At 60.0% G+C, this 26,975-nt stretch carries 30 protein-coding genes and 1 pseudogene; 8 read left to right on the top strand and 23 right to left on the bottom strand.

Annotation, left to right across the window (positions count from 1 at the left end):
* Positions 1-6: 6 nt before the first annotated feature.
* The 10 genes from FHT87_RS03650 to FHT87_RS03605 all read right to left on the bottom strand — a co-directional run bounded on the left by FHT87_RS03650 (position 7) and on the right by FHT87_RS03605 (position 10,089).
* A complete protein-coding gene (locus FHT87_RS03650) occupies positions 7-918 on the bottom strand; it encodes an ABC transporter permease (protein WP_183725476.1) in 912 nt (303 codons plus the stop codon).
* A complete protein-coding gene (locus tag FHT87_RS03645) occupies positions 915-2,015 on the bottom strand; it encodes an ABC transporter permease (RefSeq protein ID WP_183725474.1) in 1,101 nt (366 codons plus the stop codon). Before FHT87_RS03645 ends, FHT87_RS03650 begins: the two co-directional genes overlap by 4 nt.
* On the bottom strand, positions 2,012-3,535 hold the full coding sequence (locus FHT87_RS03640; protein WP_183799502.1) for an ABC transporter ATP-binding protein: 1,524 nt from the start codon (positions 3,533-3,535) through the stop codon (positions 2,012-2,014). Before FHT87_RS03640 ends, FHT87_RS03645 begins: the two co-directional genes overlap by 4 nt.
* A 3-nt stretch (positions 3,536-3,538) precedes the next feature.
* Positions 3,539-4,639: a BMP family ABC transporter substrate-binding protein gene (locus tag FHT87_RS03635; protein ID WP_183799499.1), complete on the bottom strand. Its 1,101-nt coding sequence runs from the start codon at positions 4,637-4,639 to the stop codon at positions 3,539-3,541.
* A gap of 23 nt (positions 4,640-4,662) precedes the next feature.
* Positions 4,663-6,042, bottom strand: coding sequence for an amidohydrolase (locus tag FHT87_RS03630; RefSeq protein ID WP_183799496.1), 1,380 nt, complete (start codon positions 6,040-6,042; stop codon positions 4,663-4,665).
* Position 6,043: 1 nt separating this feature from the next.
* Positions 6,044-6,703, bottom strand: a complete 660-nt coding sequence (locus FHT87_RS03625; RefSeq protein WP_183799494.1) for a glutathione S-transferase family protein — start codon at positions 6,701-6,703, stop codon at positions 6,044-6,046.
* A complete protein-coding gene (locus FHT87_RS03620) occupies positions 6,700-7,545 on the bottom strand; it encodes an aromatic ring-hydroxylating dioxygenase subunit alpha (RefSeq protein WP_183801003.1) in 846 nt (281 codons plus the stop codon). The genes FHT87_RS03625 and FHT87_RS03620 overlap by 4 nt, the downstream gene beginning before the upstream one ends.
* The gene (locus tag FHT87_RS03615) at positions 7,545-8,186 is read right to left on the bottom strand and encodes a Rieske 2Fe-2S domain-containing protein (RefSeq protein ID WP_183799491.1); all 642 of its coding nucleotides are present in this window, start codon (positions 8,184-8,186) and stop codon (positions 7,545-7,547) included. Before FHT87_RS03615 ends, FHT87_RS03620 begins: the two co-directional genes overlap by 1 nt.
* Positions 8,187-8,335: 149 nt before the next feature.
* On the bottom strand, positions 8,336-8,608 hold the full coding sequence (locus FHT87_RS03610) for an acylphosphatase (RefSeq protein ID WP_183799488.1): 273 nt from the start codon (positions 8,606-8,608) through the stop codon (positions 8,336-8,338).
* A 212-nt stretch (positions 8,609-8,820) separates the two neighbouring features.
* Positions 8,821-10,089 (bottom strand): DUF763 domain-containing protein, encoded by a 1,269-nt coding sequence (locus FHT87_RS03605; RefSeq protein ID WP_183799485.1) that lies wholly within the window; start codon positions 10,087-10,089, stop codon positions 8,821-8,823.
* A gap of 263 nt (positions 10,090-10,352) precedes the next feature.
* On the opposite strand from FHT87_RS03605, the gene FHT87_RS03600 reads away from it, so the two are divergent.
* From FHT87_RS03600 to FHT87_RS03590, 3 genes and pseudogenes are all read left to right on the top strand, one after another.
* The gene (locus FHT87_RS03600) at positions 10,353-10,787 is read left to right on the top strand and encodes a BA14K family protein (RefSeq protein WP_183725452.1); all 435 of its coding nucleotides are present in this window, start codon (positions 10,353-10,355) and stop codon (positions 10,785-10,787) included.
* 31 nt (positions 10,788-10,818) lie between these two features.
* Positions 10,819-10,931: pseudogene (locus FHT87_RS03595) on the top strand (BA14K family protein); the annotation flags it as partial.
* 179 nt (positions 10,932-11,110) lie between these two features.
* On the top strand, positions 11,111-11,647 hold the full coding sequence (locus FHT87_RS03590; protein ID WP_183725450.1) for a hypothetical protein: 537 nt from the start codon (positions 11,111-11,113) through the stop codon (positions 11,645-11,647).
* On the opposite strand, the gene FHT87_RS03585 is transcribed toward FHT87_RS03590, so the two are convergent.
* From FHT87_RS03585 to FHT87_RS03550, 8 genes are all read right to left on the bottom strand, one after another.
* Positions 11,644-12,267 carry a response regulator transcription factor gene (locus FHT87_RS03585; protein ID WP_183799483.1) on the bottom strand — a complete coding sequence of 208 codons (624 nt, stop codon included), beginning with the start codon at positions 12,265-12,267 and terminating at the stop codon, positions 11,644-11,646. The genes FHT87_RS03590 and FHT87_RS03585 overlap by 4 nt on opposite strands.
* Position 12,268: 1 nt before the next feature.
* Positions 12,269-13,657 carry a sensor histidine kinase gene (locus tag FHT87_RS03580; RefSeq protein WP_183725446.1) on the bottom strand — a complete coding sequence of 463 codons (1,389 nt, stop codon included), beginning with the start codon at positions 13,655-13,657 and terminating at the stop codon, positions 12,269-12,271.
* Positions 13,658-13,715: 58 nt separating this feature from the next.
* Positions 13,716-13,886 (bottom strand): hypothetical protein, encoded by a 171-nt coding sequence (locus tag FHT87_RS03575; protein ID WP_183725444.1) that lies wholly within the window; start codon positions 13,884-13,886, stop codon positions 13,716-13,718.
* Positions 13,887-14,299: 413 nt separating this feature from the next.
* Complete coding sequence (locus FHT87_RS03570) at positions 14,300-15,277, bottom strand: glycosyltransferase (RefSeq protein ID WP_183725442.1); 978 nt, start codon at positions 15,275-15,277, stop codon at positions 14,300-14,302.
* Between the two features lie 123 nt (positions 15,278-15,400).
* Positions 15,401-16,144, bottom strand: a complete 744-nt coding sequence (locus FHT87_RS03565) for a hypothetical protein (protein WP_210277782.1) — start codon at positions 16,142-16,144, stop codon at positions 15,401-15,403.
* The gene (locus FHT87_RS03560; protein WP_183799480.1) at positions 16,137-17,630 is read right to left on the bottom strand and encodes a glycosyltransferase family 2 protein; all 1,494 of its coding nucleotides are present in this window, start codon (positions 17,628-17,630) and stop codon (positions 16,137-16,139) included. Before FHT87_RS03560 ends, FHT87_RS03565 begins: the two co-directional genes overlap by 8 nt.
* The gene (locus FHT87_RS03555) at positions 17,627-18,256 is read right to left on the bottom strand and encodes an HAD family phosphatase (protein ID WP_183799477.1); all 630 of its coding nucleotides are present in this window, start codon (positions 18,254-18,256) and stop codon (positions 17,627-17,629) included. Before FHT87_RS03555 ends, FHT87_RS03560 begins: the two co-directional genes overlap by 4 nt.
* Positions 18,253-18,924 carry a hypothetical protein gene (locus FHT87_RS03550; RefSeq protein WP_210276638.1) on the bottom strand — a complete coding sequence of 224 codons (672 nt, stop codon included), beginning with the start codon at positions 18,922-18,924 and terminating at the stop codon, positions 18,253-18,255. Before FHT87_RS03550 ends, FHT87_RS03555 begins: the two co-directional genes overlap by 4 nt.
* Before the next feature lie 243 nt (positions 18,925-19,167).
* On the opposite strand from FHT87_RS03550, the gene FHT87_RS03545 reads away from it, so the two are divergent.
* Positions 19,168-20,679 carry an oligosaccharide flippase family protein gene (locus tag FHT87_RS03545; RefSeq protein WP_183799474.1) on the top strand — a complete coding sequence of 504 codons (1,512 nt, stop codon included), beginning with the start codon at positions 19,168-19,170 and terminating at the stop codon, positions 20,677-20,679.
* A 252-nt stretch (positions 20,680-20,931) separates the two neighbouring features.
* Positions 20,932-21,321 carry a hypothetical protein gene (locus FHT87_RS03540; RefSeq protein WP_183799471.1) on the top strand — a complete coding sequence of 130 codons (390 nt, stop codon included), beginning with the start codon at positions 20,932-20,934 and terminating at the stop codon, positions 21,319-21,321.
* Between the two features lie 28 nt (positions 21,322-21,349).
* Here FHT87_RS03540 and treS read toward each other — a convergent pair whose 3' ends face one another.
* The 3 genes from treS to FHT87_RS03525 all read right to left on the bottom strand — a co-directional run bounded on the left by treS (position 21,350) and on the right by FHT87_RS03525 (position 23,713).
* Complete coding sequence (gene treS / locus FHT87_RS03535) at positions 21,350-22,993, bottom strand: maltose alpha-D-glucosyltransferase (protein WP_183799468.1); 1,644 nt, start codon at positions 22,991-22,993, stop codon at positions 21,350-21,352.
* A 69-nt stretch (positions 22,994-23,062) separates the two neighbouring features.
* Entirely contained in the window at positions 23,063-23,437 is a 375-nt protein-coding gene (locus FHT87_RS03530) for a GFA family protein (RefSeq protein ID WP_183725428.1), read from the bottom strand.
* A 12-nt stretch (positions 23,438-23,449) separates the two neighbouring features.
* Complete coding sequence (locus FHT87_RS03525; protein ID WP_183725426.1) at positions 23,450-23,713, bottom strand: hypothetical protein; 264 nt, start codon at positions 23,711-23,713, stop codon at positions 23,450-23,452.
* A gap of 311 nt (positions 23,714-24,024) precedes the next feature.
* Between FHT87_RS03525 and FHT87_RS03520 the strand changes: the two genes are divergently transcribed.
* A complete protein-coding gene (locus FHT87_RS03520) occupies positions 24,025-24,288 on the top strand; it encodes a hypothetical protein (RefSeq protein WP_183725424.1) in 264 nt (87 codons plus the stop codon).
* A gap of 70 nt (positions 24,289-24,358) precedes the next feature.
* Here the strand turns inward: FHT87_RS03520 and FHT87_RS03515 are convergent, their stop codons facing one another.
* Positions 24,359-24,913, bottom strand: a complete 555-nt coding sequence (locus tag FHT87_RS03515; RefSeq protein WP_183725422.1) for a hypothetical protein — start codon at positions 24,911-24,913, stop codon at positions 24,359-24,361.
* Positions 24,914-25,111: 198 nt separating this feature from the next.
* Between FHT87_RS03515 and FHT87_RS03510 the strand changes: the two genes are divergently transcribed.
* Positions 25,112-25,408, top strand: a complete 297-nt coding sequence (locus tag FHT87_RS03510) for a hypothetical protein (RefSeq protein ID WP_183725420.1) — start codon at positions 25,112-25,114, stop codon at positions 25,406-25,408.
* Here the strand turns inward: FHT87_RS03510 and xth are convergent.
* The gene (gene xth, locus FHT87_RS03505) at positions 25,362-26,159 is read right to left on the bottom strand and encodes an exodeoxyribonuclease III (protein WP_183725418.1); all 798 of its coding nucleotides are present in this window, start codon (positions 26,157-26,159) and stop codon (positions 25,362-25,364) included. The genes FHT87_RS03510 and xth overlap by 47 nt on opposite strands.
* A 580-nt stretch (positions 26,160-26,739) precedes the next feature.
* Here xth and FHT87_RS03500 point away from each other — a divergent pair.
* The gene (locus FHT87_RS03500; RefSeq protein ID WP_183725416.1) at positions 26,740-26,934 is read left to right on the top strand and encodes a hypothetical protein; all 195 of its coding nucleotides are present in this window, start codon (positions 26,740-26,742) and stop codon (positions 26,932-26,934) included.
* Positions 26,935-26,975: the final 41 nt, after the last annotated feature.

The following is a 26,975-nucleotide window of genomic DNA, read 5'->3' as shown; positions in this document are numbered from 1 at the left end:
TCTTCTTTACCGCTCGAACGGTTCGCCGAGTGAGGCGACGCCGTTGAGCTTCAGCAGTCGGCGGTCTGCCGAGATGATGCCGAGCACGATGATCGTTACCAGGTAGGGCAGGCAGGCCAGCAGTTGCGAGGGCAGGTCGAGCCCGGTTGCCTGCGCGGCAAGCCCCATCAGCGATACGGCACCGAAGAGGCAGGCTCCGAGAAAGATCCGGCCGGTCAGCCAGGTTCCGAAGACGACAAGCGCAATGGCGATCCAGCCGCGGCCGGCGATCATTCCGTCCGCCCAGAGCGGCGTATAGATCGTCGATGCATAGGCGCCGGCAAAGCCCGCCATCATGCCGCCGAATGCCACGGCGGCGAAACGCACGGCGATAACAGGATAACCGATGGCGTGGGCGGCTTTCGGGTTTTCGCCGACGGCGCGAATGACCAGCCCAACCTTGCTATAGGCAAAACTTGCCCAGATCGCGACGGTCACCAGAAGCGAAAGCCAGACGATGATATCCTGGGTGAAGAGGCCGCCGATGACGGGAATGTCCGAAAGGCCGGGGATGGCTATCTTCGGCAATGCCTTGACCGTCAGGCTTTCATAGCTCTTGCCGAACAGCGCCGACAGGCCCTGGCCGAGAATGCCGATCGCAAGCCCCGTCGCGACCTGGTTTGCGTTGAAGCCAAGGATGACCCCCGCAAAGATCAGCGATAGCAGGATGCCACCGAGCCCGGCCGCGAGAAACGCGAGAATGTGGCCGCCGCCATGATAGACGATGATGAAGGCGATGACGGCGCCGAATGCCATCAAGCCTTCGACACCGAGATTAAGCACTCCGGCGCGTTCGACCACCAGTTCGCCGAGCGCCGCCAGTAGAAAGGGTGTCGCGGCCGCCAGCATTCCGGCCAGGATGAACTCGATGGCGTTCATGTCGGGCTCCTGATGGCGGTCGGTCGCCACGCAAGGCGGTAGCGCACAAAGGCGATGGCGATGAGGTAAATGAGAAGCAGGCTGCCCTGGAAAACGCGCACGGCGGCGATCGGCAGATTGGCGGACACCATGGCATTGTCGCCGCCGATATAAAGTGCGGCCATGACGACCGAGGATATGACGATGCCGATCGGATGCAATCCGCCGAGATAGGCGACGATGATCGCCGCATAGCCGTAACCGGTCGAGATCGAGCGCTGCAGCTGGCCGAGCGGGCCAGCGACTTCGGCTGCACCCGCAAGACCGGCGGCCGCGCCACCGATCAGCAGCGAAAGCCAGATCGCCCAGCCCTCTTTGAAGCCGGCATAGCTTGCCGCACGTGGCGCCAGCCCACCGACCTGCAATTTATAGCCGATGAAGCTCTTCTGCATGAAGATCCACGCGCCAATCGACAGCAGAACGGCAAGGATCAGCGAGACATTGACGCGCGTGCCCTCGATCAGGATCGGCACCATCGCGTCATACTGAAACATGACCGACTGCGGGAAATTGAATCCGTTCGGATCCTTCCAGGGGCCGAGCAACAGATAGTTGAGAAGCTGCGCGGCAACGAAGCTCAGCATCAGCGAGACGAGGATTTCGTTGGCATTGAGCCGGACGCGCCAGAAGGCGGTGAGGGATGCCCAGAGCGCGCCGCCGATGGTGCCGAGCAGCAGCATCGCCGGCCAAATCCATTGACCGGTGGCGTCAGGCCACCAGATCGGAATGGCGGAGGCAAAGATTGCCCCGAGCACGAATTGCCCTTCGGCGCCGATATTGAAGACCTTGGCGCGGAAGCCGATCGCAAGTCCCTGTGCGATAAGCAATAACGGTCCGGTCTTCAGGAGCACCTCGGAGAATGACGCCCAGGAAAAGAAGGGCTCGATCAGCATCGCATAGATGACCGCGGCTGGATCGCGACCCATGGCGATATAGAGGCCGAGATTGAGAGTGATGGTAATGATCAGCGCGATCGGCGGGGCGAGCAGGGTAGCGGCAAGCGAAGCGCGCTCGCGGCGCACCAGTATGGGCAGGGCAGCGAAAAAGGGTCTGCTCATGCGGTGGCCTTCTCGCGCTGTAACTGTGCTCCGATCATGTATCGGCCGATCTCCTCGGGTTTGGTGTCGCGCGTGACGAGCGGCGGGCTCAGCGTGCCGTGATGCAGGACCTGTATGAAATCGCTGAGCTCGAACAGTTCCTCGAGCTCCTCGGAAATGACGAGGATCGCCATGCCTTCATTGCGAAGGGTGACGAGCCGCTTGCGGATCGCCGAGGCCGCACCAATATCGACGCCCCATGTGGGTTGGGCGAGGAAAAGAAGCTTTGGCGCCAGCATGATTTCGCGCCCGACGATGAATTTCTGCAGGTTGCCGCCGGAAAGCGAACCGGCTTCCGCTTCGGGACCGCGCGTGCGCACGTCATAATCCCGGATACAGTTATTGGTGAAGTCGGTTGCCTGCGCCTTGTCGAGAAGGCCGCGCTTGACGAGGTTCAGGGGGTGGGCCGTCAGCAGGCTGTTGAGGGTGAGCGACATTTCGGGAACCGCACCCCGGCCGAGACGATCCTCCGGGACGAAGGCGAAGCCCAGCTGACGACGCGCGGCAGAATCGAGCGTGCCGACATCCTTGCCCATCATGAAAATCTGGTCGCGTTGAACTCGCGGCAGGGTGGTTTCGCCCGAAATCAGCCCGGCGAGTTCGCTTTGACCATTTCCCGAAATCCCGGCAATGCCGAGGATCTCGCCGGCGCGCAGGGTCAAGCTGACATTGGCGAGCGGCACGGCGAAAGGATCGTCCGGCCTATAATCAAGGCCGATAAGCTCCAGACGCTTCTCTCCTTCAGCCAAAGGCAGCGCCGGCATGGGCTCCGGCATGTCACGGCCGATCATCATGCGTGCAAGCTCGTGAGCGTCATGTTCGCGCGGATCGACGTGGCCGGTCACGCGCCCGCCGCGCAGGATCGTGGCACGGTCGCAGAGCGACTGGATTTCCTCCAGCTTGTGCGAGATGAAGAGGATGGAGACGCCGCCGTCACGCAGCCGACGCAATGTCTCGAAAAGCTTCTCCACGGCCTGCGGCGGCAGCACCGATGTCGGCTCGTCGAGGATCAGCAGTTTTGGGTCGGTCATCAGGCATCGGATGATCTCCACCCGTTGTCGTTCGCCGACCGAAAGCGAATGCACATCTGCGAGCGGATCAACTTCGAGGCCGAATTCATTCCCGAGCTTGCGAATGCGCTCCGCAAGCTCGCGCTTGTTGCCGGACACGATGAGCCGGATGTTCTCGACGACCGTCAGGCTTTCGAACAGCGAGAAATGCTGAAAGACCATGCCGATGCCGGCGCGCCTTGCCTCTGCGGGAGAGGCAAGGCTGAGGGGGTGCCCGTTCCAGGCGACGATTCCGCTGTCCGGCTGTTCTACGCCGTAAATCAGCTTCATCAGGGTCGATTTGCCAGCCCCGTTTTCTCCGAGAATGGCATGGATCGAGCGGGGAGCAACGTCGAGGTCGATCTGCTGGTTGGCATGGACCTGGCCGTAACTCTTGGAAATGCCGCGCAGCGACAGGAGCGGGCTCACCATGGTTTACTTCGGCAGCGGCGTCGTGACACCCTTGACGTGCCAATCCATCGCGACGATCTGGGCGTCCGTCAGCGTCGCGCCCGAAGCAGCGCCTTCGCTGCCGTCGGCCTTGGTGATTGGGCCGGTGAAGGGCGAGAAGCTGCCATCGGCAATCTTGGCTTCGACGTCCTTGATCTTCGTCATCGTATCGGCCGGGATCGCCGGGTTCCAATCGACGACTTCGACGACCTTGTCGGCAACGCCGAGGAAGGTGTTGGCGCCCTTGAAGGTGCCGGCGAGATGGGCATCGACCGAAGCCTTGAAGAAGGGCGACCAGTCGGTGGCAACGCAGCCGAGATAGGTCTTCTCGGCATATTTCTTCATCGAGGAATTGAGGTTGAAGGCATAGACACCGGCCTCCTCGCAGGCGGAAATCACCGAAGGCGTATCCTGCGCGTTCGAGAAGATCACGTCGCAGCCCTGCGCAATCAGCGCTTTGGCGGCTTCCTGCTCCTTTGCCGGATCGAACCAGGAATTGACCCAGACGACGGACACTTCGATGTCGGGCTTGACGGACTGTGCGCCGAGCGTGAAGGCGTTGATGGAGGTGATCAGTTCGGGAATGGCGAAGGCCGAAACCGAGCCGAGCTTGCCGGTCTTGGACAAGGCTGCTGCCGCCATGCCGAGCAGGTAGGTTCCCTGGAAATATTTGGCAGCGAAGGGCGAGAAGTTCGGCGCGACCTGGAAGCCAGAGGCATGCAGGACCGTTACCTTCGGATTGCGGCGGGCGATCTGCAGCGCACCGTTCTGATAGCCGAAGGAGCCGGCGATCAGGAAATGGTTTCCATCGGCGACCGTCTTGTTCATGATGCGATCCGCATCCGGTCCTTCGGCGATGTTCTCGAGGATGGTGACCTTCACCTTGTCGCCATAGGCGGCCTTGATCGGATCGAGGCCGGCGGCAAGGGCATGGCCCCAGCCGACATCGCCGATCGGCGAGGGAACGACGAGGGCGATGCCGAGCGGTTCGTCGGCCGCAAATGCGGAGCGGCCGGCAAAGGCCGTGGCAAGGCCGGCGGCAGCCGCATTCTTCATCAGTGTTCTGCGGGTCAGATTGTTGGACATGTCAGTTCCCCTCTTTTGGTTGTTCAGAATTCCACAGTCGCGAGCGCGGCTTCGGCGTCCGCGAAAAGCTTGAATTCGTCGAGGCCGGCGAATTCACCGGCCTGCCAGACGATCCGTCCATTGATCATGGTGAGATCGGTCGGCATGCCGATCCCGACCTTGGCGATCAGGCTCAGCGGGTCATGCCGCGTGCCGACATAGTCCATCCGCCGCGTATCGATTGCAAAGAGGTCGGCGGCCATGCCGGGGGCAAGGCGCCCGATATCGCTGCGGCCCAGCAGGCTTGCGCCGCCCGCCGTCGCATAGTTCAGGAAGTCGACGGGTGCCGGGACCGGATGGGTGCGCGTCGATGCTGTCAGGCATTGCAGCATGTAGGCGGAATGGATGCAGTGCATGAGGTTTGAATTGTCGTTCGAGGCAGCGCCATCGCAGCCGAGCCCGATGCGCAGGCCAAAGGCGGACATTGCCGGAATATCGGTCACCTCTGCGCCGACAAGATAGACCGGCTCGGGGCAATGAGAGACACCTGTGCCGCTTGCCGCCATCTTTCGCAATTCGTCGTGTGTCAGCTCCCAGCAATGGGCATAGAAGGCGTCGGGGCCGGCAAAACCGAGTTCGGTGCAATAGTCGACCGTGCGCATGCCGTGCCGTGCCTCGATCACCGGGCTTTCACCCTCGCCGACATGCGTGTGCATCAGCACGCCGCGATCGCGGGCCAATGCGACCGATTCAACGAAGGTCTCGCGATAGCAATTGACTGGCTGGCAAGGAGCGACGACCACCTGCCGCATGCTGAAGGGGCCGGCATCGTGGTAGCTGTCGATCAGCCGGGCGCAATCGGCGATGAACTCATCGGTCGTTTCCAGCATGGCATCCGGGATCGTCGAGCCCTCGGACTTCGGCAGCGTATTGCCGCCACGGCCTGCGTGGAAACGCATGCCAAGAAGCTCGGCCGCCTCGAACTGGCGATCGATCAGGCGCTTTCCGGCGTGCCGAGGAAAGCAATATTGATGATCGAAGGCCGTCGTGCAGCCATGCTTGATCATCTCGGCCATGGCCGTGACTGACGAATGGTAGAAGCAATCCTCAGTCAGCCGCGAGAAGATCGGGTAGATCCGATCAAGCCATTCGATGACCGACAGCTTCGTCCAGTCGAGATCGGCCCGGTTGCGCACGAAGCACTGGAAGAAGTGATGGTGCGTGTTGACGAGTCCCGGATAGACGAACCAGCCGGTCGCGTCCTGGACGATCGTGCCGGCGGCCAGTGTCTCCTGCGGCAGGTTGGCGCCGATCGCCTGGATTGCCGGACCATTGGTCAGCAGATCCACATTCCGGCGTACGCTTGGTCCATTGCCCTCGTCGACAATGACGGCTGCACAGTTTTTCAGGAGGTAGCCGGCCATCTCACCTCTCCTCCTTTGCGGGATGGGGATCGGGTTTCAGCTCGTGCAACCTGTGAATGCCGGGCATTTCGATGAAACCGTCGATGCTGCGGATGGCACGCAGCCAGAGCCGGATCGTTGGGTATGGATCGAGCGAGATGCCGCCATCGGGCGCGAGCGCCACATAGGGGAAGCAGGCGATATCGGCGATCGTGGCGCGGTTCGACGCCAGGAAGCGCATGCCGCGAAGCTGCTGTTCGAAGAGACTGGCCTCCAGCTCGCGCAGCGCGGTGATGCCCTGCGCCTGCAGGATCTCGATATTGCCGGGGCGCAGAAGCATTTCATGCAGTCGCGCACCGCCGAGATTAGCCGTCAGCCGATGCGAGAAGGAGAGCCACTGCTGCACCCGCGCCGTCTCTTCAGGCGTGCCGGTGCCCAGCCATTCCGGGGCGTTTCCGGCGGCGAGATAGGCGAGAATGGCGGAGGATTCCGTCAGGACAAGATCGCCGTCCTCAAGGATCGGAATCGAACCTGCCGGGTTGAGCGCCAGGAGTTCTGGTCCGCGATGTTCCGCGCCGGGATGAAAATCGACCGGTCGGATATCGAGCTTGATGCCGAGGATCGCCGCCATGAGGCGGATCTTGTAGCAGCTCGGCGAGAGAATGTAGTCGTAGAGCTTCATTGCGCGACCAACTGTGCCCCGTAAGTATAGTTGTGACGCTTCAGCCAGCGCCGGTAAGCAACCGATGTGAGATCGGCCCGGGTCGGGATTTCCATGCCGGGATCGAGCGGCAGCAGGGCTGGGATCTGGTTTTCAAGGATCGAGCGATCCTGCAGGAAAATCATCTGTTGAAAATGGATGAGGTCTGTCATGGGCGTTTCGTCGTCGAAAAGGGCCATCCATGGCCATACGTCGCAGAGGTCTTCCGCAAGCGGCTGGACGAAGAGGGTAATGACATCCCATTCGCTTGGGCGGGGAGGGCAGGTCTTGTAGAGCACCGAGCAGGTCGGTGCCGGGACGCGGTACATATATTCGGTGGTAATGCCGCCGGTTGCCGACTTGGCTGCCTGTGGCTGGTAGAATTTCACCTGCGTCGCCCAGACCTCATCCTCATCTTCGCGGATTTCTACCTTGTAGTTTTCGACTTCCGTATGGGGCTCGGCGCCGAGGATGTCGGTATGGACGAAGGGGAAATGGGCAATGTCGAGGAAGTTCTCCACCGCCCGTAGCGGCGAGCAGCGCACCCGCACCACGCCGACATCGACGAAACGGCGGCCGGGCTGATCCGCTTCGGGAATGGCAAAAAGCTCCTTGACGGGATTGCCGAGGGAAGACCAGACATGGCCGTAGCGAACACGGACAGGGAGCGCGTGCCCATTGCCGGATGTTACCCGCGCTGATCCGTCCTGCGTGCATGCCACCACGATGGGCTCGCCCATCAGCGCGGTCTTGTTTCCCGTCTCGGTGAGCCGGCTGAAAAGGCCGACCGGATACCATTCGTCGATCATCGCGCCGGCCTTCATCATGCGGCTTCCTTCTGGCGTGCTTCCGCCCGGCGGCGCAGGGCTTCGGCAATGCGGGACGCGGCAACCCGATCCTCAATGCTGCGACTTTGCTCGATCAGGAGATGAACCAGCGTGCGATCCCCCTGTGGCGTCGGCAACAGCCGGACCCATGGATATTCCGCGACGCTGATAAGTCCGTCGGCATTCGCCTTTGCGCCGGCCACAGCTTCGATTTCCGCGATGCCGGCCTCGGCCGTCAGCGAGCGCAATGGAATGAGATCGCCAAGGCGTGGCGGCTGCGCTGCTGGCTGGCCAGCAGCGACCCATATGACGCCATCCAATTCTTCGACTGTCTGGACCGCAACACGGATCGTTTCCGGCGGCACGAGGTCGGGGTGGGCCGGGATGCGAATGCATCCTCCCGCCGGAGAGTAGCTCCAGCCATGATAGATGCAGGAGAGCGCCTCGCCGCGCACGAAGCCGTGGGACAATCGCATCCCGCGATGCGGACAGCGATCCGACGATGCCGATGCGCGCCCCGATTGACTGCGCCAAAGGGCGATCGATCCTGCTGGCGTCCAGGCCGGTATAACGGTTGCCGGCGGCAGATCAGCAGAAAGGGCGACAGGCGTCCAGGAGCCGGCCGTATCAGATGGCATAACTTTCAGTTCCTCAATTTTACCAATACTTTAGCGCCGCTGGCCGCGCACTGTTGCCGAGCTTGCGACCTCAGTTGTCAGAGGCTTGCATAAAAAAATCGCATTAGCAACAATGATTAAATTAAAGGCAACAGATCAATGCTGTCGCATTACGGTGTATCGGCCGGATCTACAATCTTGCGCTGAATCTCGTCCACCCAGACATCGATCGGGCCGAGCGAACATCCCATTTCCAGCATGTCGATCAGTTCCACAGGTCCCGCGACCTCAAGCTCGATTCGGTCGGCCCCGGTGTGAAAGAAATCCTGGGACAGTCCGAGCTTGTCGGCATGACGACGGATCCACGGGACGAATGAGGCAGAATTGACATCGCCAAGGATCGTCATCCGCTCGCGCAACTCCCCCTGCCGTGCCTGCATCATTGAATTATCCATCCTTCAGTTCGCGATGACAGCATAGCGGCTCGGCACGTTTGTGAAAGGGGCTGATCGTACGCTCTATTCTCGCAGCATCGACGCTGGAAGGCGGCAACGCCCTGACATGAGCAGCGGCGACGATGTCGAGGCCTGGGGTAAGCTGCTGATCGGCTAGCCGTTTCGGAAAAAAGAGAGAGACCTAGGACTGGGAGTTTCTGTCAATCACTCTTTCCCGAAGGTGCGCCAGTCGGCTGTTCCCAGCCAAAGACGCTTCGGCCGCCGAAGGCCGAGGATTGCCGGAATTCGCCTGCGACGATTTCCTTGAGGTCAGGGCCGGTGACGTAGCGCTCCATGCTGCGCGATTGCTCGTCCAGACGGCGCAGGGCCTGCAGCTCCTCCTCGCGACCAAGTTTGCCTTTCATGACCGCCGATTTCATCACATTGATCGTTTCGTCGTAGACCTTGAGCGGTACGGGGAAGGGATGCCTGTCCTTGCCGCCGTGGGCGATGGAAAAGCGGGCGGGATCGGAAAAGCGGCAGGGCGCGCCATGCACGACTTCGGCGACGAGCGCCAGCGCCTTGACTGTGCGGGCGCCAACGCCGGGCACGAGAAGAAGATCCTCGAAATCGACCGGTCCGCGATCGGCAGCTGCGGCAAGGTTGCCGTGCAGACGCCGCATATTGACGTCGCTTTCGCGCACGTCGTGATGGGCGGGCATGATGAGATGCGGCAGCATCGGCTGTTCGACTGGCTCCAGCGCGGGCGCAGGATCGGCGGCCAGGGCAAGGGCTGCCGCCTCGCGGACAATGCGGTCTGGCCCAAGCGCTGTGAGAAGATCGAGCTGATCGTGGCGGGATTTTTCCGCGCGTCGGTCGGCCAGATTGATGATCTCGCCTTGCGAGCGGCCTTCGATGGCCGCATGCGGGGAGTTGACGAAGCTCTCCAGTCCTTCGGAAAACCAGTGATAGCGCCGCGCCTGACGCTTGTCGCCGTTCATACCTTGCTGAACGATCACCCAATGCCCGTCATCGGCAACGATGAAGCCGTGCAGATAGAGATCGAAACCATCCTGCACCGCCGCGCTATCCACCTTGGCGACCAGGCGACTTGTCTTTGCAAGGCCGGCACCGTCAAGGCCGGTGCGATCGCCGATCGCCATCAGTTCGTCCGGCGTCTTGCGCGATTGCGCACCGCGCCCGCCGCAGACGTGCAGGCCGAGTTCTTTCGATAGCGGCTTCAGCCCGCGCTTCAGCGCGCCGAGCACGCTGGTCGTGATGCCGGAGGAATGCCAGTCCATGCCCATGACGGCGCCGAAGGACTGGAACCAGAAGGGATGGGCGAGCCGTTGCAGAAACTCGTCACGCCCGTAATGGTGAACGATCGCCTCGGTGATCAGCGCGCCAAGCGTGGTCATGCGGTTGCCCAGCCATGGTGGCACGCGGCCTCCGTGAAGGGGGAGGTCGGCGCTGCCCGCTCTTTGCGACATGCTTCCTCTTTCTGCCTACGATCTGCTACGACGGATCCGATCGCTCGATAAAACAGCTATCCGTCAAAATCGGGGCGATGGCAATAAATTCCTATCCGTTGTGGGTGCCTTCCGGAAATAGCGGCCGAGGGGATCGCGCCGCACGGGCAGGGACATCCCGCAGTCACGAAACAAGAGCAAAAGCGCAATTTTTTTGAGCCCGTCACGGAACCCGAGCCCGGCATTCCCAATTTCTATGTTGAGCAGGAATGTGAGATCGCGTCATGAAGTCGCTTGCTGCATCATCCATTTGTCTGGCGGCGCTTGGTGCCATTCTGATTGGCGGCCACGGATTTGCTTCCTACGCCTTGCGCGATCCGGAACCACATCACTTCGCCAATCTCGACGCGCCGCTCTGGACGACGACACCGATGCGCGTCGACCCCAAGGCTCAAAATTACGAGCGCCTTCCGCCGCAGCAGGCCGTTGTCGACAATAACCAATCCTTAAAACCTGCCAATTTGGTTGGCGTATTGGCCATTGCGCCACCTGACGCAACCGTGACAGGGGCGATTGAGCCGCCGAAGCAGGAATGGACGGCCGATGGCCACCATCTCAGCCTATGCCGGCAGCGTTACCGGTCCTACAACGTCGCTGACAATACGTACCAGCCTTTTGACGGTGGTCCCCGAAAACCTTGCGTGACGGCTGAAAGGTAGTTTTCCGGGGTTGCCGGAAGCCGATACGAGCTCCGACCCACATATTTCATGGTGCGCCCCCGCTATGATTCCTATCGCGCTTCGGACAATACCTATCGGCCGTTCAGCGGGCCGAGACGCCAGTGCATTTCTCCCGTTGTTTGACGGACATATATGATAAGGCCGCCTTCTTCTGCAGCGACCGTCGCTCATCTTGATCAGAGAGCCGGGACCAAAGTCCTAGCCGCCTTGGTACCTATGTCTGACCGTCTTGCAATTTCGGAGCAAGCGGTCAATCTCATTCCTGTTTTCAAGTTGACACTCAAGGAAGAACGACAGGGACTATGGTGATCTCCAAGCGCAATTTCCTGAAAGGCTGCGGCGCGAGTGTCCTTGCCGTTGTGCCGCTGAAGGTCGATGTCACGGGTTCGTTTCCGTCGCTGGCCAGTCTGACTGCATTCGCAAAGAACGAAAACGGCAATGGCGGAGGGAATGGAAACGGCAACGGCGGGAATGGTGGGGGAAATGGAAACGGCAGTGGCGGAGGGAATGGAAACGGCGGCAACGGCGGGGGGAATGGAAATGGTAATGGCGGCAGCGGCGGGGGTAATGGCAACGGAAATTCGGGCGGCAACGGCAACAGCAGTGGGAACAGCCGATCTAGCTCGAACGGAGCCGGTAGTACGGATCGTGTGCCCTCAACATCAGGCGCACGCGTGACCGAAGATACGGATGGCTCGATCGATGTCCGGCATACGAATGGAATAACTGAAACTCTTCGTGCAGGACGCTACATCATGAAGGACTCGAAAGGCCGCACGATCATCAATAGGCGGGCGACATCGGCTGACAGCACGCGGCTTGCGCGCCTGCTGCGCTAGCGTTTTTCACGCCACCGCAAGGCAGCTTCCGTCCTGTTCGTGACGCCGAGCTTTGTCAGGATCTGGGTCATATGATGCTTGACCGTTTTCTCCTGTAGATCGAGACGCAGGCCGATGTGTTTGTTTGAGAGACCTTGCGCAACGAGGTCCATCACCTCGCGCTCCCGAGGGGTGAGCGTGTCTCTGTCCGATGCCTGCCCGCTCAATGAATATTCCATGACCTTCGCCGACATCGCCGGGGAGACGTACCGGGCTCCCTTGAAGACGGTGCGGATCGCTTCCGCCAGACCGCGGGAACCAACACCCTTGAGAATGTAACCTTTCGCTCCGCGTTGGAGCGCTTCGACGAGCGTATCGACTTCCTCTGAGGCCGTGAGCATGAGGATCTTGGTATCCGGGCTTATGGAAAGGATCTCCTCGATCACCGAGAGCCCGTTCCCGGGCATAGACACATCGAGAAGCAGCACGTCCGGATGCGCATCCGAGGCGATCATTGCCGCGTCAGATGTGTTGGCGCCTTCTCCGACGACGACAAAATCGCTGACCTCGGAGAGGCTGCGTGTCACCCCCTCGCGAAACAACGGATGGTCGTCTACGACGGCGACCTTGATGGATGTCATTCTATTCCTCCGCTTCCATAGGCTCGAAGGTCATGATGACAGTCGTTCCGCCTTCGCCGGTTTTTATGTCGAATTCACCGCCAAGGCTATCGATACGCTCTCTAAGACCGACAAGGCCTAAGCTCGCCGACCTCACCTGCGTCGGGTCAAAACCCTCACCCCGGTCACGGACCTCGATACGGACGTGGCCATCATGCGATGTGGCCATGACGGCTTGGTCAACGCCGCCACCATGGCGATAGGCATTGTTAAGTGCCTCCTGAATGAAGCGGTAGATACAAATCTTGAGAGCGGGGGCAAGTTCCGGATCGTCCTCGTCGATTGTCGTGTCGACGGTGGTGTTGGTCTTCTGTTGATGAGCCTCGACGACCCGTTTCACGATTTCCGTAATCGAGGCGTTCTCGATTTGCGGCAGCACCAGCCCCTTGCAGATGTCGCGAATCTCCTTCATCGCCTCGGCGAGGCTGGAGCGGATCCAGGCGAGTTCCTTCTCGCGTGTTTCCGATTGTGTCGCGGCATCGACGAGCAACTCGCTGTCGAGCCGCAACGAGGCATAGGCGATGTGCTGGGCCGGGCCGTCATGCAGGTCGGCGCCGATGCCGCGCAGATAGGTCTCGTTCAAGGCTGCTGCACGCTGGGAGGACAATTGAAGCCTGCGCTGCAGGCCGCGATTTTCGGCAAGAAGTGCGGAGAGTTCGTCCACTCTGGCCTTTAACGCTTTACGCTGGACTTCGATCGTATGGCTGCCCCGAAAGACGAGAATGGAGAGAACGAGGAAGAAGATGGCAGTCAGACCGGCCACGGCCAGCCAGCTCCAGAGCCTTGCCCAGACGAGGCTGTCTTCCAGCCCTTCCGCCGTCTCGTAGAATTCAAGCACGGCCACAGCCTCTCCCGACCACGGCTGCAGCACGGGATTGTAGATTTCCATGAGCGCCCTGCCGAGACTGCGCTCCTCGGCGCTTTCAGGGTCGCTCGCGACTTCGTAGCGAGCGACCAGCGAGCCCGCAAATGCCTGAGCGAGTTTGTCGTTTACCGGAAACGTCTTCCCCACCAGTTCCTTTTGATTGGAGTAGAGTATAGTGCCGTCGCGGCGCCACAGCTTGAACGAAATGAGACGACGGCCGAGCGCGCCCTGGCCGAGCGTTTCGTCGAGCGCCTGGGCGCTTGCTTCGTCGAGCAGCGATTCCTTCTGCATGTCCGGAAGCAACGGTGCGACGACGCTGTCGACGTAAAGCGCCGTCGCAGCACCCGAATTGTGAATGACGGCGTCCTCGATGAGATGGGTGACGACGAGCCCGATGAGGAACATCGCGGCAAGGGAAACAAGCCCTCCCATGATGAAGAATTGGGAGGCGAGGGAGCGGGCGTTCCAGCGTGTGAGCCAGTTCATTTCCAACCTGAGTTACGACGATTCACTCAAACTATCGCATCGGCCGGACTTTTCCAGTTCACCGGACCTCGATCATGTCGGCGCCCGGAATGCTGGCGGTCAACTGATCGGTGTCGCCTGACATGGCAGCGCCGAAGACATAGAGCATGACGGCTAGAAAGATGACGAGCGCCAGCAGGGATGCGTTCCACGCGCTGGAAATTTCCGGGATTTCGTTCCTGTCGGCCATGGCTGAAAACTCCTCTTTCGACAAGGAGCCGAACGGGCGGGAGAGACGGTGCGTTCCGGATCTGGGACCTCAGTCCGAGCATCATCAGACCAAAGGCCGAAGTGAATCCGACTGAGGTCCGAGTGTGAGGCCGCCTCGAAATCAAAGGAGGCGCGTCATCGTCGAGCCTTCTTCCAACAAGATGATCCAGGTCGTCAACTGATCCGGTGTCAGATGCGGCAAATACCGCTTCCCTCTCACAAGAGATCACGGTGACCGCCGCACCGCCCAGACATGGATTCGCTTGCAACGGGATGTGGACGCCCGGATGGCGGTAATCGCAGCCCACTATCAATTGGCCGCCCCGAAATGGCGGTATGCAGGCCAGCCCGCAGCGATACAGGTCGGTCTGGATTGGCGAATTCCATCGTCCGTCAGCGCGACGGGGCCTGCCAAGGCGAAAGTCTTCCAAAGATGTTAGCGATGGCTGAGCGCGAGGCAGCACGTATGCGCAGCAGTCTTTGCCGGCGGAGGGCATCGACACGCGTGCCCGGCGCTTTCGTCAGAGCCGCACGGGCAGCCCTGACAGGGTCCACCAGACTGGCAGCAATCTCCGGCAAGCCATCCACTTCCGCTTCGAGGCGTTCGAGATAGGCATTCAGTCCATCCGCAGCGGCCTGCCGCAGCCGGCGTGTTGGGGCGGTTCGAAGCTTGCGCGTCGTCCAGCGAAGATGTTCTTCGGCATGCCGGTGCAGCGCCTGCGGATGCTTATAGGCTCTGTGGTCGCCAAGCATGTCGGCGACGAATGCCACTTCTCCGAGTTCGCCGCAGCGCCACCAGAGCTCCATATCCTGCAGATACTGCCAGGCCGGGTCCCAGCGGCCGGCCCGGAAGAACACGTCCGTGCGGATGGTCGCACCCGGCATCGCGACCATATTGTTGAGCAGCAGCAGTTCCCGAAACGCCTCGCCGCTGTTGCTGTAACTCCACCCGAAGCGACGGCCGGGAATGGGATCGCCTCCATAGGTAATCTGCCGGAAACGGCCGTGGATCAGGGCAGGGTGGCGCATTGCCGCGCGCCCGATGGCGTGCAACGCCCCCGGCGCGAGACGGTCGTCGGCATGCAAGGTGACGAGGTAATCCGCATTCGCGCCGGCAGTATAGGCGCGATTCCAATTGTCCGTGCGCGGCACGGTGTTCCGGTGCAGGGCCGGCTTCAGCAGTGGAGATGAGTAGGATGCGATCATTTCCCGACTGCCGTCCGTGGAGCCGTTGTCACAAACATGCACCTCGAAATCCGGATAATCCTGGGCCAGAGCGCTGTCGAGCGCTTCGGCAAGTGTCTCAGCATTGTTGAAGCAGGGTATGATAACGGCGAGAGAGGGTAATTTGCTCGATGTCCCGGCTGTCATGATGAACTCCCATCCGGTTTGCTAGGTCCCCTGATCCCCGCGAACGCGTGTCGAGCGGATCGTTGGCAAGGCTCCGTGACCCTTCGAAGCGGAACGGCGCCAGTATTTCCCTCATCTTTGACGCTAGCCGGCAAGGGCCGCGTCTGCGATCTTGACATCGAACACGTCACGCGCCGGTAGCGTCCGGACATCGAAACCGTGTGCGACTACGCCGTTCAGCATCGGGCACACAAAAAGCAGGCCGTTATGCGCAAGGCTCGCCCGGTTCTGCAGGCTATGTGCCAGAGCCAGATGAAAAACGGCGACGCTGCGGAAGGCATAGACGCCTGCCGATGCATTGCCGGAAATAACGATCTTCTCCCTCGCTTCCAGCATACGGCCATCATCTCCAAGCCTGATATAGCTGTATTGCGGATGGCGGGAGCCAAATGTGAGCGCCAAGCCGCCGAGATTGGGATCGGCGGCAAAGATTGCAGCAATGTCCGCATCGCTGTCGAAGATGATATCGCAGAGATCGACGACGACGGGTGCATCCGGAAAGGCAGCGAGTGCGGTACCGGCCGCAGCGCTCCAGGCAGCGCCGCCACTCATTTCGGACAGCCATACGATCCGCGCGGTCGAATAGTGCCTCAGTAATGTTTCCCGCGCATAGCGCCGCGATCCGGGCTGATCCCGTAGCACGAAAACAGGAACTGCTGCTGTGGTCCACCACGAGCGCGCTTCCAGCGTGGCGCCAAGCAATGTCGTCTTTCCAACCGGTATTTCCGCCTTCACCGAGCCGTCAGGCCGTTCGAAATCACTCCCGGCCATGGGAATGATGATGTTCAACGGCGCCGTCGCGCCCGGTCCGATGCCGACGTCAGGCATAGGCAGGCTCACGGCTTTGCAGGTACTCTGCCAGATCCTCGGGCGTGCCAAGCCCGTGCATGTTTCTGACGTCGATTTCGTAAACGCCGATGCGTGCGCCGTTGCGGATGGCGTAGTTATAGGCGGGGCAGACATAGAACTCGTTGTTGGTGCGGTCGTTATGCACCATCATGTCGAGAGCACCCTTCATGAAATCGCCGGCGCGGCGGAAGAAGTAGATGCCGACCGTCGCCAGTTCGGAGATCGGCTGCTTTTCGGCAACCCTGAGCACAAAGCCTGCCGCATCGGTTTCTGCGAAGGACCATTTCGGATCGCGCTTCGGATCGCGGAAAACGAGGATCGATCCGTCGAGATCGCGCGACATGCAGTCGTCGATGAAATCGACGATCCGCATATCCACGACCTGGTCGGAATTGGCGATGAGAAGGGGTGCCTCCTCGTCGAGGTGCTGGCGCGCCAGAAGAACGGTGCAGGCGGTGCCCTCGGTGATATGATCGACCGAAACGATCCCGACACCCTGCGAGCGAAGCTCGGCCACCGCATCCGTTTGGCTGTCCAGATGTTCGCGCAGCAGCAGGACCGTCGGCTGTCCGCCGGGCGGCAGGGTATTTTCCAGCACATGCTGGATCATCGGCCGGCCAAGCACATCGATGAAGGGTTTCGGGCGGGCGAAGCCGACCTTGGCGAAGCGGCTGCCCCGGCCGGCGGCCGGCACTACCAGTTGCACGGGCCGTGCGGCCTGTGCAGAGGATAGGCGGCGCACCCCGTTCACCTCGAAATTCTCGATCATTTTCGGGTTGTAGAAGCTGTGGTAGCGGTCGGCCGGAATGCTCGCCGACACAACGCGGCCGCCATCCAGGATCACTTCGTTCAGCGAGGAGCTGACGTAATAGCGGTCTTCCACCGTGACCCCATGCCGCAAGGCGGCAGTCGCGGCCTTGAAGAAGATCCGGGCCTCGCGGAAATAGTAGAATCCGGCGATCGCCTTGTTGCTGATGACATCCTTCTCGGACGTGCGGTTGACAAGACCGTCGTCGCCGAGCGTCGCATAGGACCAGCGCGGGTGGACCGTTTCGAAGGTGATGACACCAGCATCCGCCTCGGCCGCCTCGAATTCCGCAATCACGGATGCAAGGCGGGTGTCGATGATCTGGTCGCTGTTGGCGATGACCAGCGGCTCGGTGGGATCGATCCTGTCAATGGTCATCAGGCAAGTGCAGAGCGCGCCGGCCGTCGGGCCTTTCAGCATGACCACCTCGGAACGGCCGTTCGTGCTCAGGTCGAAGATCCGCTCGTAGGAATATTTGACGGCATCCTGCTGATCGACGACGAAAAGGAAACGCGTGTCGCCGCCGAGCGACTTCAGGTTCTCGATGGCCCACAGGATCATCGGCTTTCCGGCGACTTCGATGAGCGGGCGCGGATAAGCATAGTCTTCCGGGCTGAAATGGGGACTTGCGCCCGTGGTGGGGAACAGGACGATCATGCCATCACCTCCGATACACGCTTGATCTCCGATACGATCCGGCCGTGGATGACGTCGGCCGGTGTGCCGATCTGCATGACGTAAGCTCCGCTGTCGCGTGCGGCTTTCAGGCCGTATTCATTGTCCTCGAGAATCAGGCACTCATCCGGCCTCAGGCCGAAGCGCTCCATTGTCGTCACATACATTTCCGGATCCGGCTTGGCGCGGGTGACGTCCTCGTTGGAGACGATGAGGTCGATATATTCCATCAATCCGGCGCGCCGCATCATGGATTCGATGGTGACACGGATCGAATTCGAGCAGACCGCGATCTTGTAGCCGTCATGTTTGAGGCGGCTCAACGCATACTGATGAGCAAACACCGGCTTGCAGCGGGTGTATATCAGCTCCATCGTATAGTCCTGTTTCAGGTCGTGGATCAGCTCGTTCAGCCCCTTCGGCAAACCATTGGAACGGGAGAGGATTTCCAGCTTACGCCGGGTCGGCAGGCCATCGAACGTGGTCAGATGCGCCTGGCGGTCGATCGGCATGCCGAAAAGATCGAGCGCCCGGTTCAGTGCCTCGTAGTGCCATTCCTTGGCATCGATCAGCACGCCATCCATGTCGAACAAAACAGCACGGATCATGTGACTTCCTCCTCAACCATCCAGGCAAAGCTCTGCTCGGCTGCATCGGGCAGATCGGTGCAGATCATCAGCCGCTCGAGTGAAAGACCGCTCTTTGCAGACTGCCGCAATGCGCCGGACCAGGCGGCCCAGACTGCCTCATGCGGGCGCTTATGCAGTTCCGGCGAGACCATCGCGACATATTTGCCGCGTCGTAGATCATCGATCGCGCGTTCGATGGATGCCGGCTTTTCGGTGAAGGAATCCACCCAGACACCCTGGCAGCGTTCGTAGAAGGACGGGTAGAACTCGACCTCGCTGAAGCGGGTGAAGACCGGGATATCGCTGTCGAGATAGGGCCTGAGATCGGGAACCGAGGCGTCGAAAACGAAGGAGCGTTTCGTCACACTATATTGTTCCAGCATCGGCACGAGAACCGGGCAGAGACCGTCCGCCTTGATGTTGATGGCCAGCCGTCCGGGGGCGCCATTTTTCGCATAGCACTCAAGAACGCGCTCGAAAGGCAGCGCTCCGGTTGTGGGAGGATCGTGTGAAATAACCAGTTCGCCATTCAGATCGCGAACATCAAGTTCAACGCCGTGTCCGGCTGCAAATGCCTTCTCGAATGCCCCTAAGCTATTCCGCTCATGGGGCGCCTGCCACCAGCCGCGATGTGCGAGTATCATCATGATCATGCCCTTCCGGCCCAATCGGCCAGCAAACGATTTTGTGTCGCTACAAACAGCTGGATAAAATCCATGCATCTGCCGACCAAATTTCACATGCATGATTGTAATTTCATTTTAACTATGCAGAAGTGAGTATAAGTCGTCAACATAGAATATACACCAAAGTTGTTACTTTGGTAACACATGCAAAGCGCGTAGAAGTAAGGAATTTACCTCGGTTTTAACTAAAAAGAACATGTGACCATGGGCACATCTAGTGTTGCGTCAACTGCAGTGTCCGGAGAAGGTGAAGATCACAAGCCACGCAGTGCGTCTACGTCACGGGATGCGCTGTGGGTTTCGGGCGCGCGTCTGGTAAGCCAACTCTGCGGCATCGGCACGTTGCTGGTCGCCGCTCGCGTCCTCTCACCGGCCGAGGTCGGTATCTTTGCCATGGTCTCCTCGACCGTATTATTGCAATCAAAGATTGCCGAGGCCGGATGGAGTGAATATCTTATCGCTGCGCCGCACGATAGGGAGCTGCCCGGTACGGTTCTCTATTGTGCGCTTGCAAGCGGGCTCGCCTTCACCATTCTCGGTTTCCTCGGGCTTGCCATTTCCCTTATCTGGCTGCAGCCCAGCGGATCGATTTTCCTCACCCTTCTGCTGCTGATGGCCACAATCGTTCCCGGTACCTTCATCATCTGCCAAAGCGGCGTGCTGGTGAGGGGGCGACGGCTCCGTGAACTTGCCTGCTACCAGGCGGCTTCGGAATTTTTGGGCCTTCTCGTGACCGCCGGAGGGTTGTTGCTCGGCTGGGGCATCGTCGCGCTTGCGGCAGGACGGTGTTGCGTCGTGCTCGTTGCGCTGCTGATATCCACGGGCTTTGCGCGCTGGCTTCCTCGCTTCGAATTCAAGCTCACCACCGCCCGCGAGGCGCTGGTTTACTCCACGCGGCTGCTGGCATCGCGCCTGATGCAATTTGCGCAAAGTTACGGCGCGGAATTCCTGATCGTCTTCTTCATCGGCGCGACGGAAGTCGGCCTCTACAGAATGGCAAGCCGCATCGTCGGCGCCGTCACCGAGCTGATTTCCGAACCCGTACGGATGCTGGCATGGAGCTACTTTTCCCGCCAGCAGGGTGAGGCGGGCGGCGGTGAGGAAGGCCTCAGCCGTCTGATGGGATTGATCATGGCTGCGACGGCTTTCGCAGCGCTTCCGGTCTTCATGGGCCTTGCCGTGATATCGAAACAGCTCGTAAGCGTGGCTCTCGGCGCGCAATGGCTCGCAGCGGCGCCGGTCCTCATCCTGCTGGCCGCCGCGCGCGGCATTGCCGTCATCCAGATGCTCAACGAGCCTGTGCTCAGCATAATCGGCCGCGTTGCGCTGCTGCCGCGCCTGAACATGCTGTTTACGGCGACCAGCCTCGCCTGCCTCGCGATCGCGGGCTGGATCGGGCCGCAACTGCTCAATATCGCCGTCGCGCAAGTCGTGGCTGCGGCATTGACGACTGCCGTATCCCTGTATTTCCTGCAGCGCGGCACGAGATTTCGCTGGCCATCGCTGTTGCGCCGGATCCTTCCGGCCGGATTGGGTGCCTGTGTCATGGTCGGTGCGGTCGGCCTAGCTCTGCACACGACTGGCGGCAGTCTGAATCTTCCATTGGTGGATCTGTTCATGGGAGTTGTGGTGGGGGGGCTCGCCTATATCGTCATCGCATGGTCCAGCGGTCGCGCCTTGATGGCGGAACTCAACCACGTGACGGATGCGCGATAAAGACTTGGATGCGGGTGCTTGTTAGAGCCGAGTTTCCTTGTCCGCTATCAGCCACTGGCTCGAAAGCCGTGCCACCATACAGCCATAGCCGTGAGGCTTATTCCACTCTCAAATGGTCGTGAAATCACCCCACTCGACCGGCTGTTGCCGTGAAACTGAGCACCACACGGGATGTGTCGGCAAGCTTCGAACTTATGACGGCTGAGTGCGTTCTCATCTTGCGATAGTGAACCCGCCGGATGGGAGGTGCCTATGACTGATATAAGGACGCGCGGATTCAAGACGAAGACCGAACTTGACGAACATCTTGCCGACATTGAAGAGGCCACTGAAACGGAAGAGGCCAGGTTGCTTCCGGTCGATTATGCGGCGGAGAAGCAGGAGACCGGCGAGCTCGCAAGATTGCAGGAAGATCTAACATTGCTGCGCAGACACCTCGCTCTCCTCCGCGAGCAGGCGAAGGCCTCCATTTCGGCACGCGCCCAACGGGCGGATACGAGCGCCCGTGAGCAGCCTGGAAACTATCCCTGGCTCAAGCTCGCCGGCGTCATTGCCGTAACGCTCCTGGTGGCCGGACGATTGCGGTCGCTGCCTCCTCGGAGAATGACGAGGATGCCTCTCGGCCTTTTTCGTTTCGACTAAGCGTGATCAGGCATTTTGAGCCAAAAGTTCAATCGAGGCGCAGCCAATAGTAACCGTAGGGCTGAAAGGTCAGCCGGTAGTCGGTTTCGGAAATCTCGGGGAATGCCTCGCCATTGATGAGTTCGACGGGGGTGCGGCCCCTCAACCCGACGAGCTGCACGTCGGCGGCGACGGACGCGTCCGACAGGTTGGCGGCGCAGAGCAATTTCTCCTCACCATATTCCCTCAAATAGGCGATGACCGCCGGGTTACCGCTTTCGAGGAAGCGGATCGCTCCCCGCCCAAAGGCCTGGTGCGCGGTGCGCAGCCGCAGAATGCGGCGAAGCCAGTTGAGCAGCGAATGCGGATCGCTGTCTTGCTCCCTGACATTGATCGCCCTGAAGCCATATTGCGGATCGTCGATCGGCGGCAGCGGAAGCTTCTCCTCAGGCGCAGTCGAAAAGCCGGCGTTCCTGTCTGGCGCCCATTGCATCGGCGTGCGCACCCCGTTCCTGTCTCCGAGGTCGATATTGTCACCCATCCCCAGTTCGTCGCCGTAATAGAGCACCGGGCTGCCCGGCAATGATAAGAGCAGGATGTGCAGGAGCTCTATGCGCCTGCGGTCCTGGCCCATCAATGGCGCTAGCCTGCGGCGGATGCCGAGATTGAGCCTCGCCCGTTTGTCTGCAGCATAGGTATCCCAGAGGAAATTGCGTTCCTCTTCGCTGACCATCTCCAGCGACAGTTCATCGTGATTTCTCAGGAAGATCGCCCATTGGCAGCTCTTCGGAATGTCATATGTCTGACCGATGATAGTGACGATCGGTTGCTTGTCAGCTTTGGCAATCGCCGTGAATATCCGCGGCATCAGCGGAAAATGAAAAGCCATATGGCATTCGTCGCCCTTGCCGAAATATTGGCGCGCTTCCTCCGGCCATTGATTGGCCTCGGCAAGAAGCACCTTGCCGGGGTAGCTGGCATCCAATGTCTTTCGGATATGCTTCAGAAGAGCATGGGTTTCGGGCAGGTTTTCGTTGCGCGTCTCGTCGCGCTCGACAAGATGCGGAATGGCATCGAGCCGAAAACCGTCGACGCCGAGATCCAGCCAGAAGCGCATGGTGTTCAGCAGGGCTTCGACAACCGCCGGGTTTCGATAGTTGAGATCCGGCTGATGGATATAAAAGCGATGCCAGAAATAGGATTTCGCCACAGGATCCCAAGTCCAGTTCGACCTCTCGGCATCGACGAAAATGATGCGGGTTTCCTTGAATTTCTTGTCAGTGTCCGACCAGACGTAGAACGCGCGCTCGGGCGAACCGGGAGGCGCCTGTCTTGCCCGCTGAAACCAAGGGTGCTGATCGGACGTGTGGTTGATGACAAGCTCGGCGATGACCCGGATCGACCGCGCGTGGGCTTCCCCGACAAACCGGCTGAAGTCATCGACTGTCCCAAATTCCGGCCGGATGCCCGTGTAGTCGGAAATATCATACCCGTCATCCTTGTCCGGTGACGGGTAAAATGGCTGTAGCCAGATGGTATTGATGCCGAGCTGCGCCAGATAATCTAGCTTCTGCGTCAATCCCTCAAAATCGCCGACCCCGTCGCCATTGGCATCGAAAAAAGATTTGACGTGCAATTGATAAATGATTGCATCTTTGTGCCAAAGAGGATGCTGCAGCCCATTATCCGACATCGAGATCCCTTGGTCTTCCGCTGACTCACCTGGTGTCCTGGATTGCCGAACTTCGACATCGGACACCTATCAAATTCGATCTTCCACGAACTGTTCCGCACCCTCGACCGGCCGCAGCCAAGGTTCGCGCCGCTTGATCCAGAGCTCATAGGTGGGCTTGAGGCTGGTCGGCGCATCCTGCAGGGTCCCGAGTTTGATCTCGGCCTCGTTTTCGTCGTAGGCAAAAACCCGCGACCCGCACGTCGGGCAGAAACGGCGGCCTTGATGCACTGCGGTTTCTCCCGTTGTCTTGAAGGCGGTCGCCGGCCAGATCGCGTAATAGGTAAAGGCTGCGCCGCTCTCCTGCCGGCAGTCAGTGCAATGGCAAAGCCCGACGCGCTTCGGTTCGCCCTCCACCTGATAGCGCACCTTGCCGCAATTGCAGCTCCCGTGACGTATGGTCATCCAAGGCCTCCCTCAATGTTTCACCCCGAAAGGCGGTTGATCGTCGTCGAAATTGCCGTTGCTCAAACTGTCGTAGCGATTGAGGCTTGGCTCGCCGCCTCGGGTACCGAAGGGCGTGAGCTGCACCATCATTTCCCTGGCGCGATCGATTGCGTCTTCTTCACTCAGCGCCGCCGCCTCGGGAAGGCGCACCGTCAGCTGCTCACCGGCGTCGCCGAAGAAATCGACATGCCAGGCGTTCTGCCGATGCGTCACCTTTGCTCCGTTCAGATCCATCGAAACCTCCCTCCGGCCATTCTGCCGGTTTCGCTTCTCTCGTAGCATGGAGATCAGTGTATCAACCGATATGCTGGCGATTGGTTCCGGAGCCTCCCTTCCTTCGGTTCCGCACTGTCGCCTTACCGAATGGTTTACTCCGGCCTTCGCTCCGCCGGCATCCGTCGAAGAACATATGCCTTCTTGAGAAGCAGTGGGCGACATAGCCGTGGCTTGCTGGTCGCGCGTCGAGACGATCGACGCATCTATTTGCGGTCCGCTGCGTTCACTTCAAGCACCACATCTTGTTCGAACCCTCGAAAGGAACGGATATGAATTTTCCAGTACCGACAAGCAATGATCCCACCCGTCGTTTTCAGGAAGCGACCGATGCCGCCCGCGTTGCCCTGGAGGCGCTTATCGCCGATGCTAATGCCGCGGGTTGGGGCGCGGATGAAATGGCTGTGGCGCTCTTTGAGGCAGCGCGGTCTCTCAAAGACGCAAACACCAGTGACCCGGATCCCGCTGACGATCCGGCAATCAGCGATATCGATGCGAAGCAAGGACAGATTGGACGGGGTGAATTATTTGACTGAGCGACGATCCGGCGGTCGCTCAAAACAGGACCAGCGGCAGGACGTTGAACCGTTGGCGCGACATCGCTCGTCAGATCCTGATCTGCAGTAGACCTCTTCGCGCCACCTGTCTGCCGTGGCACCAGAACGGATGGAGCATGTCGCTGATGCTCAGGACGTCTGCACATGGAACAAGCGGCGACCATCCTTCATTGGCATCGAGCCCGACGAATGCCAATCTTGTCAGGGATCTTGTGTCTGCAAGCAGATCTTCGTCATCGATGGTGATGTCCACCAGCAGGACCTCCGGCGCCCGCACGGAGCAATCGACTGCTTCCCGCGCGATTGCCGCTACCGACGTGCTTGCTCCGATGTAGAAGGCCATGATCGTATTGTTGTCGAAGTCGGCGATGGCGGGAACGAGCAGATTTGCGGGCAAGGCCGTCAGTGTATCGCGTGTACCGTCAAACCGATGCCCGGTCGCATCCCCGCCTTCGAGACTGCGATTTCCCGAAAACTGATAGAAGATCTCGCGTCGAGTGAGATATTCGACCGTCCAGCGACCGGAATGGTCTGTTGCATTCGAAGTCGCGAGCACCTCGATTTCCGAGATGACTTCATGGAAGGTGGTCCGAGCGTTGGCCATGGCAATTCTCCTTGAGGGGACAAAGGCGGTCGGCGGGTGAATGTTCCTTCCAAAAGAGAATAACGTCCTGTGCGGGCGCGATAACCAATGGCCGCGATCATGACGCGGTGCTTTCGGTATGGTACCGCTGAAAGGCGCGAATAGTGCCATCATATTGACGCAGTGCGCGTTAACCTTTGAGAGCGAAGGGAGATGAGCATGGCCGGACACGATAGCTACTATATCGAGATCACCACGCGTCTTCGATCGGTGCGATCCTTCTGTGACTTCCTGTCGAGCGGCGGTACTGTCGGCGTCGCCCCGGCGGATGGCTTACGCTACGGTGATGTCACCACCGATCTGCTTGCAAGAACGCGCAAGGAAGCAGAGGCCCTCGATCGCATGCGCCGCCAACTCTTTCCCGATCGTGCGGACGAAGAGGTTTCGCCGGCGCTCTATACTTGTGGATTTACCGATTCCCGCCGGTCGCGTAAGGCAGGTCGAGCTCAATCATGACGGGCGCATGATCGCTCGTATGCTCCCAGCTCCGCGGATTGCGCCGAACGCTGGCAGAGCGAAGATGTCCAGCGACGTCGGGACTGAGAAGAATATGGTCGATCCGCAGTCCCGCGTCCCGTTCGAATGAGTTTCTCCAGTACTTCCAGAAGGTGTAGATCCGCTTGTTCGGGTGAAGGTGGCGAAGCGCATCCGTCCATCCCTGTTGAACCAGCCTGGCATAGGCTTTTCTGACCTCGGGTCTGAACAAGGCATCATCGCGCCATCGTGCCGGGGAATAGACATCCATGTCTGTCGGCATGACGTTGAAGTCGCCGATGAGCAGGGTCGGAACTTTGAGGTCTAGAAGCTCTCCGGCATACTGATGCAGTCGATCAAACCAGCGCAGCTTGTAGTCGAACCTGGGGCCGGGTGCAGGGTTGCCGTTTGGAAGGTAGAGGCAACAGATCAACAGGCCATTTATGGCGGCCTCGATGTAACGGCTGTGGCTGTCGTCCGGATCTCCCGGCAGACCTTGCCGCGTGAGCACCGGCAAAACGTCTCTCGCAAGGATCGCCACACCATTCCAGCTTTTTTGACCATGCCAAACGGCGCAATAGCCTGAACGTTCGATCTCCCGTTGCGGGAATTTATCATCGGAAGTCTTCAGTTCCTGAAGGCAGACGACGTCTGGCGCATCTTCTTCCAGCCATCGCAGGAGTATCGGAAGGCGGCCGATGATTCCGTTGATATTATAGGTGGCTATTTTCAATCGACCTCCAGACGGCGAGGCGGACCGGACAGGTCGGGTGCTCGTCTGCCATTTCGTTAGCCATGGCGGGAAACCGGAAAAATCGCCATGTTCGCCATCCCTGTCGCGTCCGGTTGACACGGCCCGCACTCGGCGAATGGAATGTGCGTAGCTTCAGAAAGTTCCCGTTGGCCTGTTGTTGAGGCGGACCGCGCTGCCTTGCATGACCGCCATATCGCTCTTACTTACGTGAGATCGCCCGTATCGGCTGGGCAGGGACCCACAAGACCACAGGATCTCCTCTTGAGGAGAGGATGCGCGGTCGGCCAAGACTTTCGCAAACATCGACCAGTGGCTGGTTCAGCATAGATTGCCGCTGCGCTGGCGCAGCGTGATCGCAAAGCGCGACCCTCTGATCGTTTCACCTAAGGCTGCCCTTCGATTGCGCCATTCGCGCAGAATGAGTGTCGAGGGATGCCAGCGGAAGCGCGAAGGGCTTCTGCCAGCCGCAAGACGCCGCGCCGTCCACAGGCTGATAAATAACAGCGCCGCCGCAATATGTCGGCGGCTATTCCGGCTCACTATTCTGGAAAGGGACATCATGGAAGAGTTGCGTAGTCTGACAGTTTCCGACGACAGGCTTGACGATTGCCGTGAGGCTATCGGACCGGATCTGCAGGATCTGATCGAGGCGACTGTCGCCTCCGGTTTTACGATCGAGGAAACATTGATCGCGATTAGCGAACTGGTGGCGGAGGATTTCGCCTCCGCGGTGAAGCTCCCGAGTGTTCACTGAGGTGGAAGATGGTTGCGAGTGCATCAGATCAGGCGATCCGA

This window comes from Rhizobium sp. BK316 (assembly GCF_014193695.1).
GTDB lineage: Bacteria > Pseudomonadota > Alphaproteobacteria > Rhizobiales > Rhizobiaceae > Rhizobium.
Note: the sequence above shows the minus strand (reverse complement) of the source record. Positions and strands in the feature narration are given on the sequence as shown.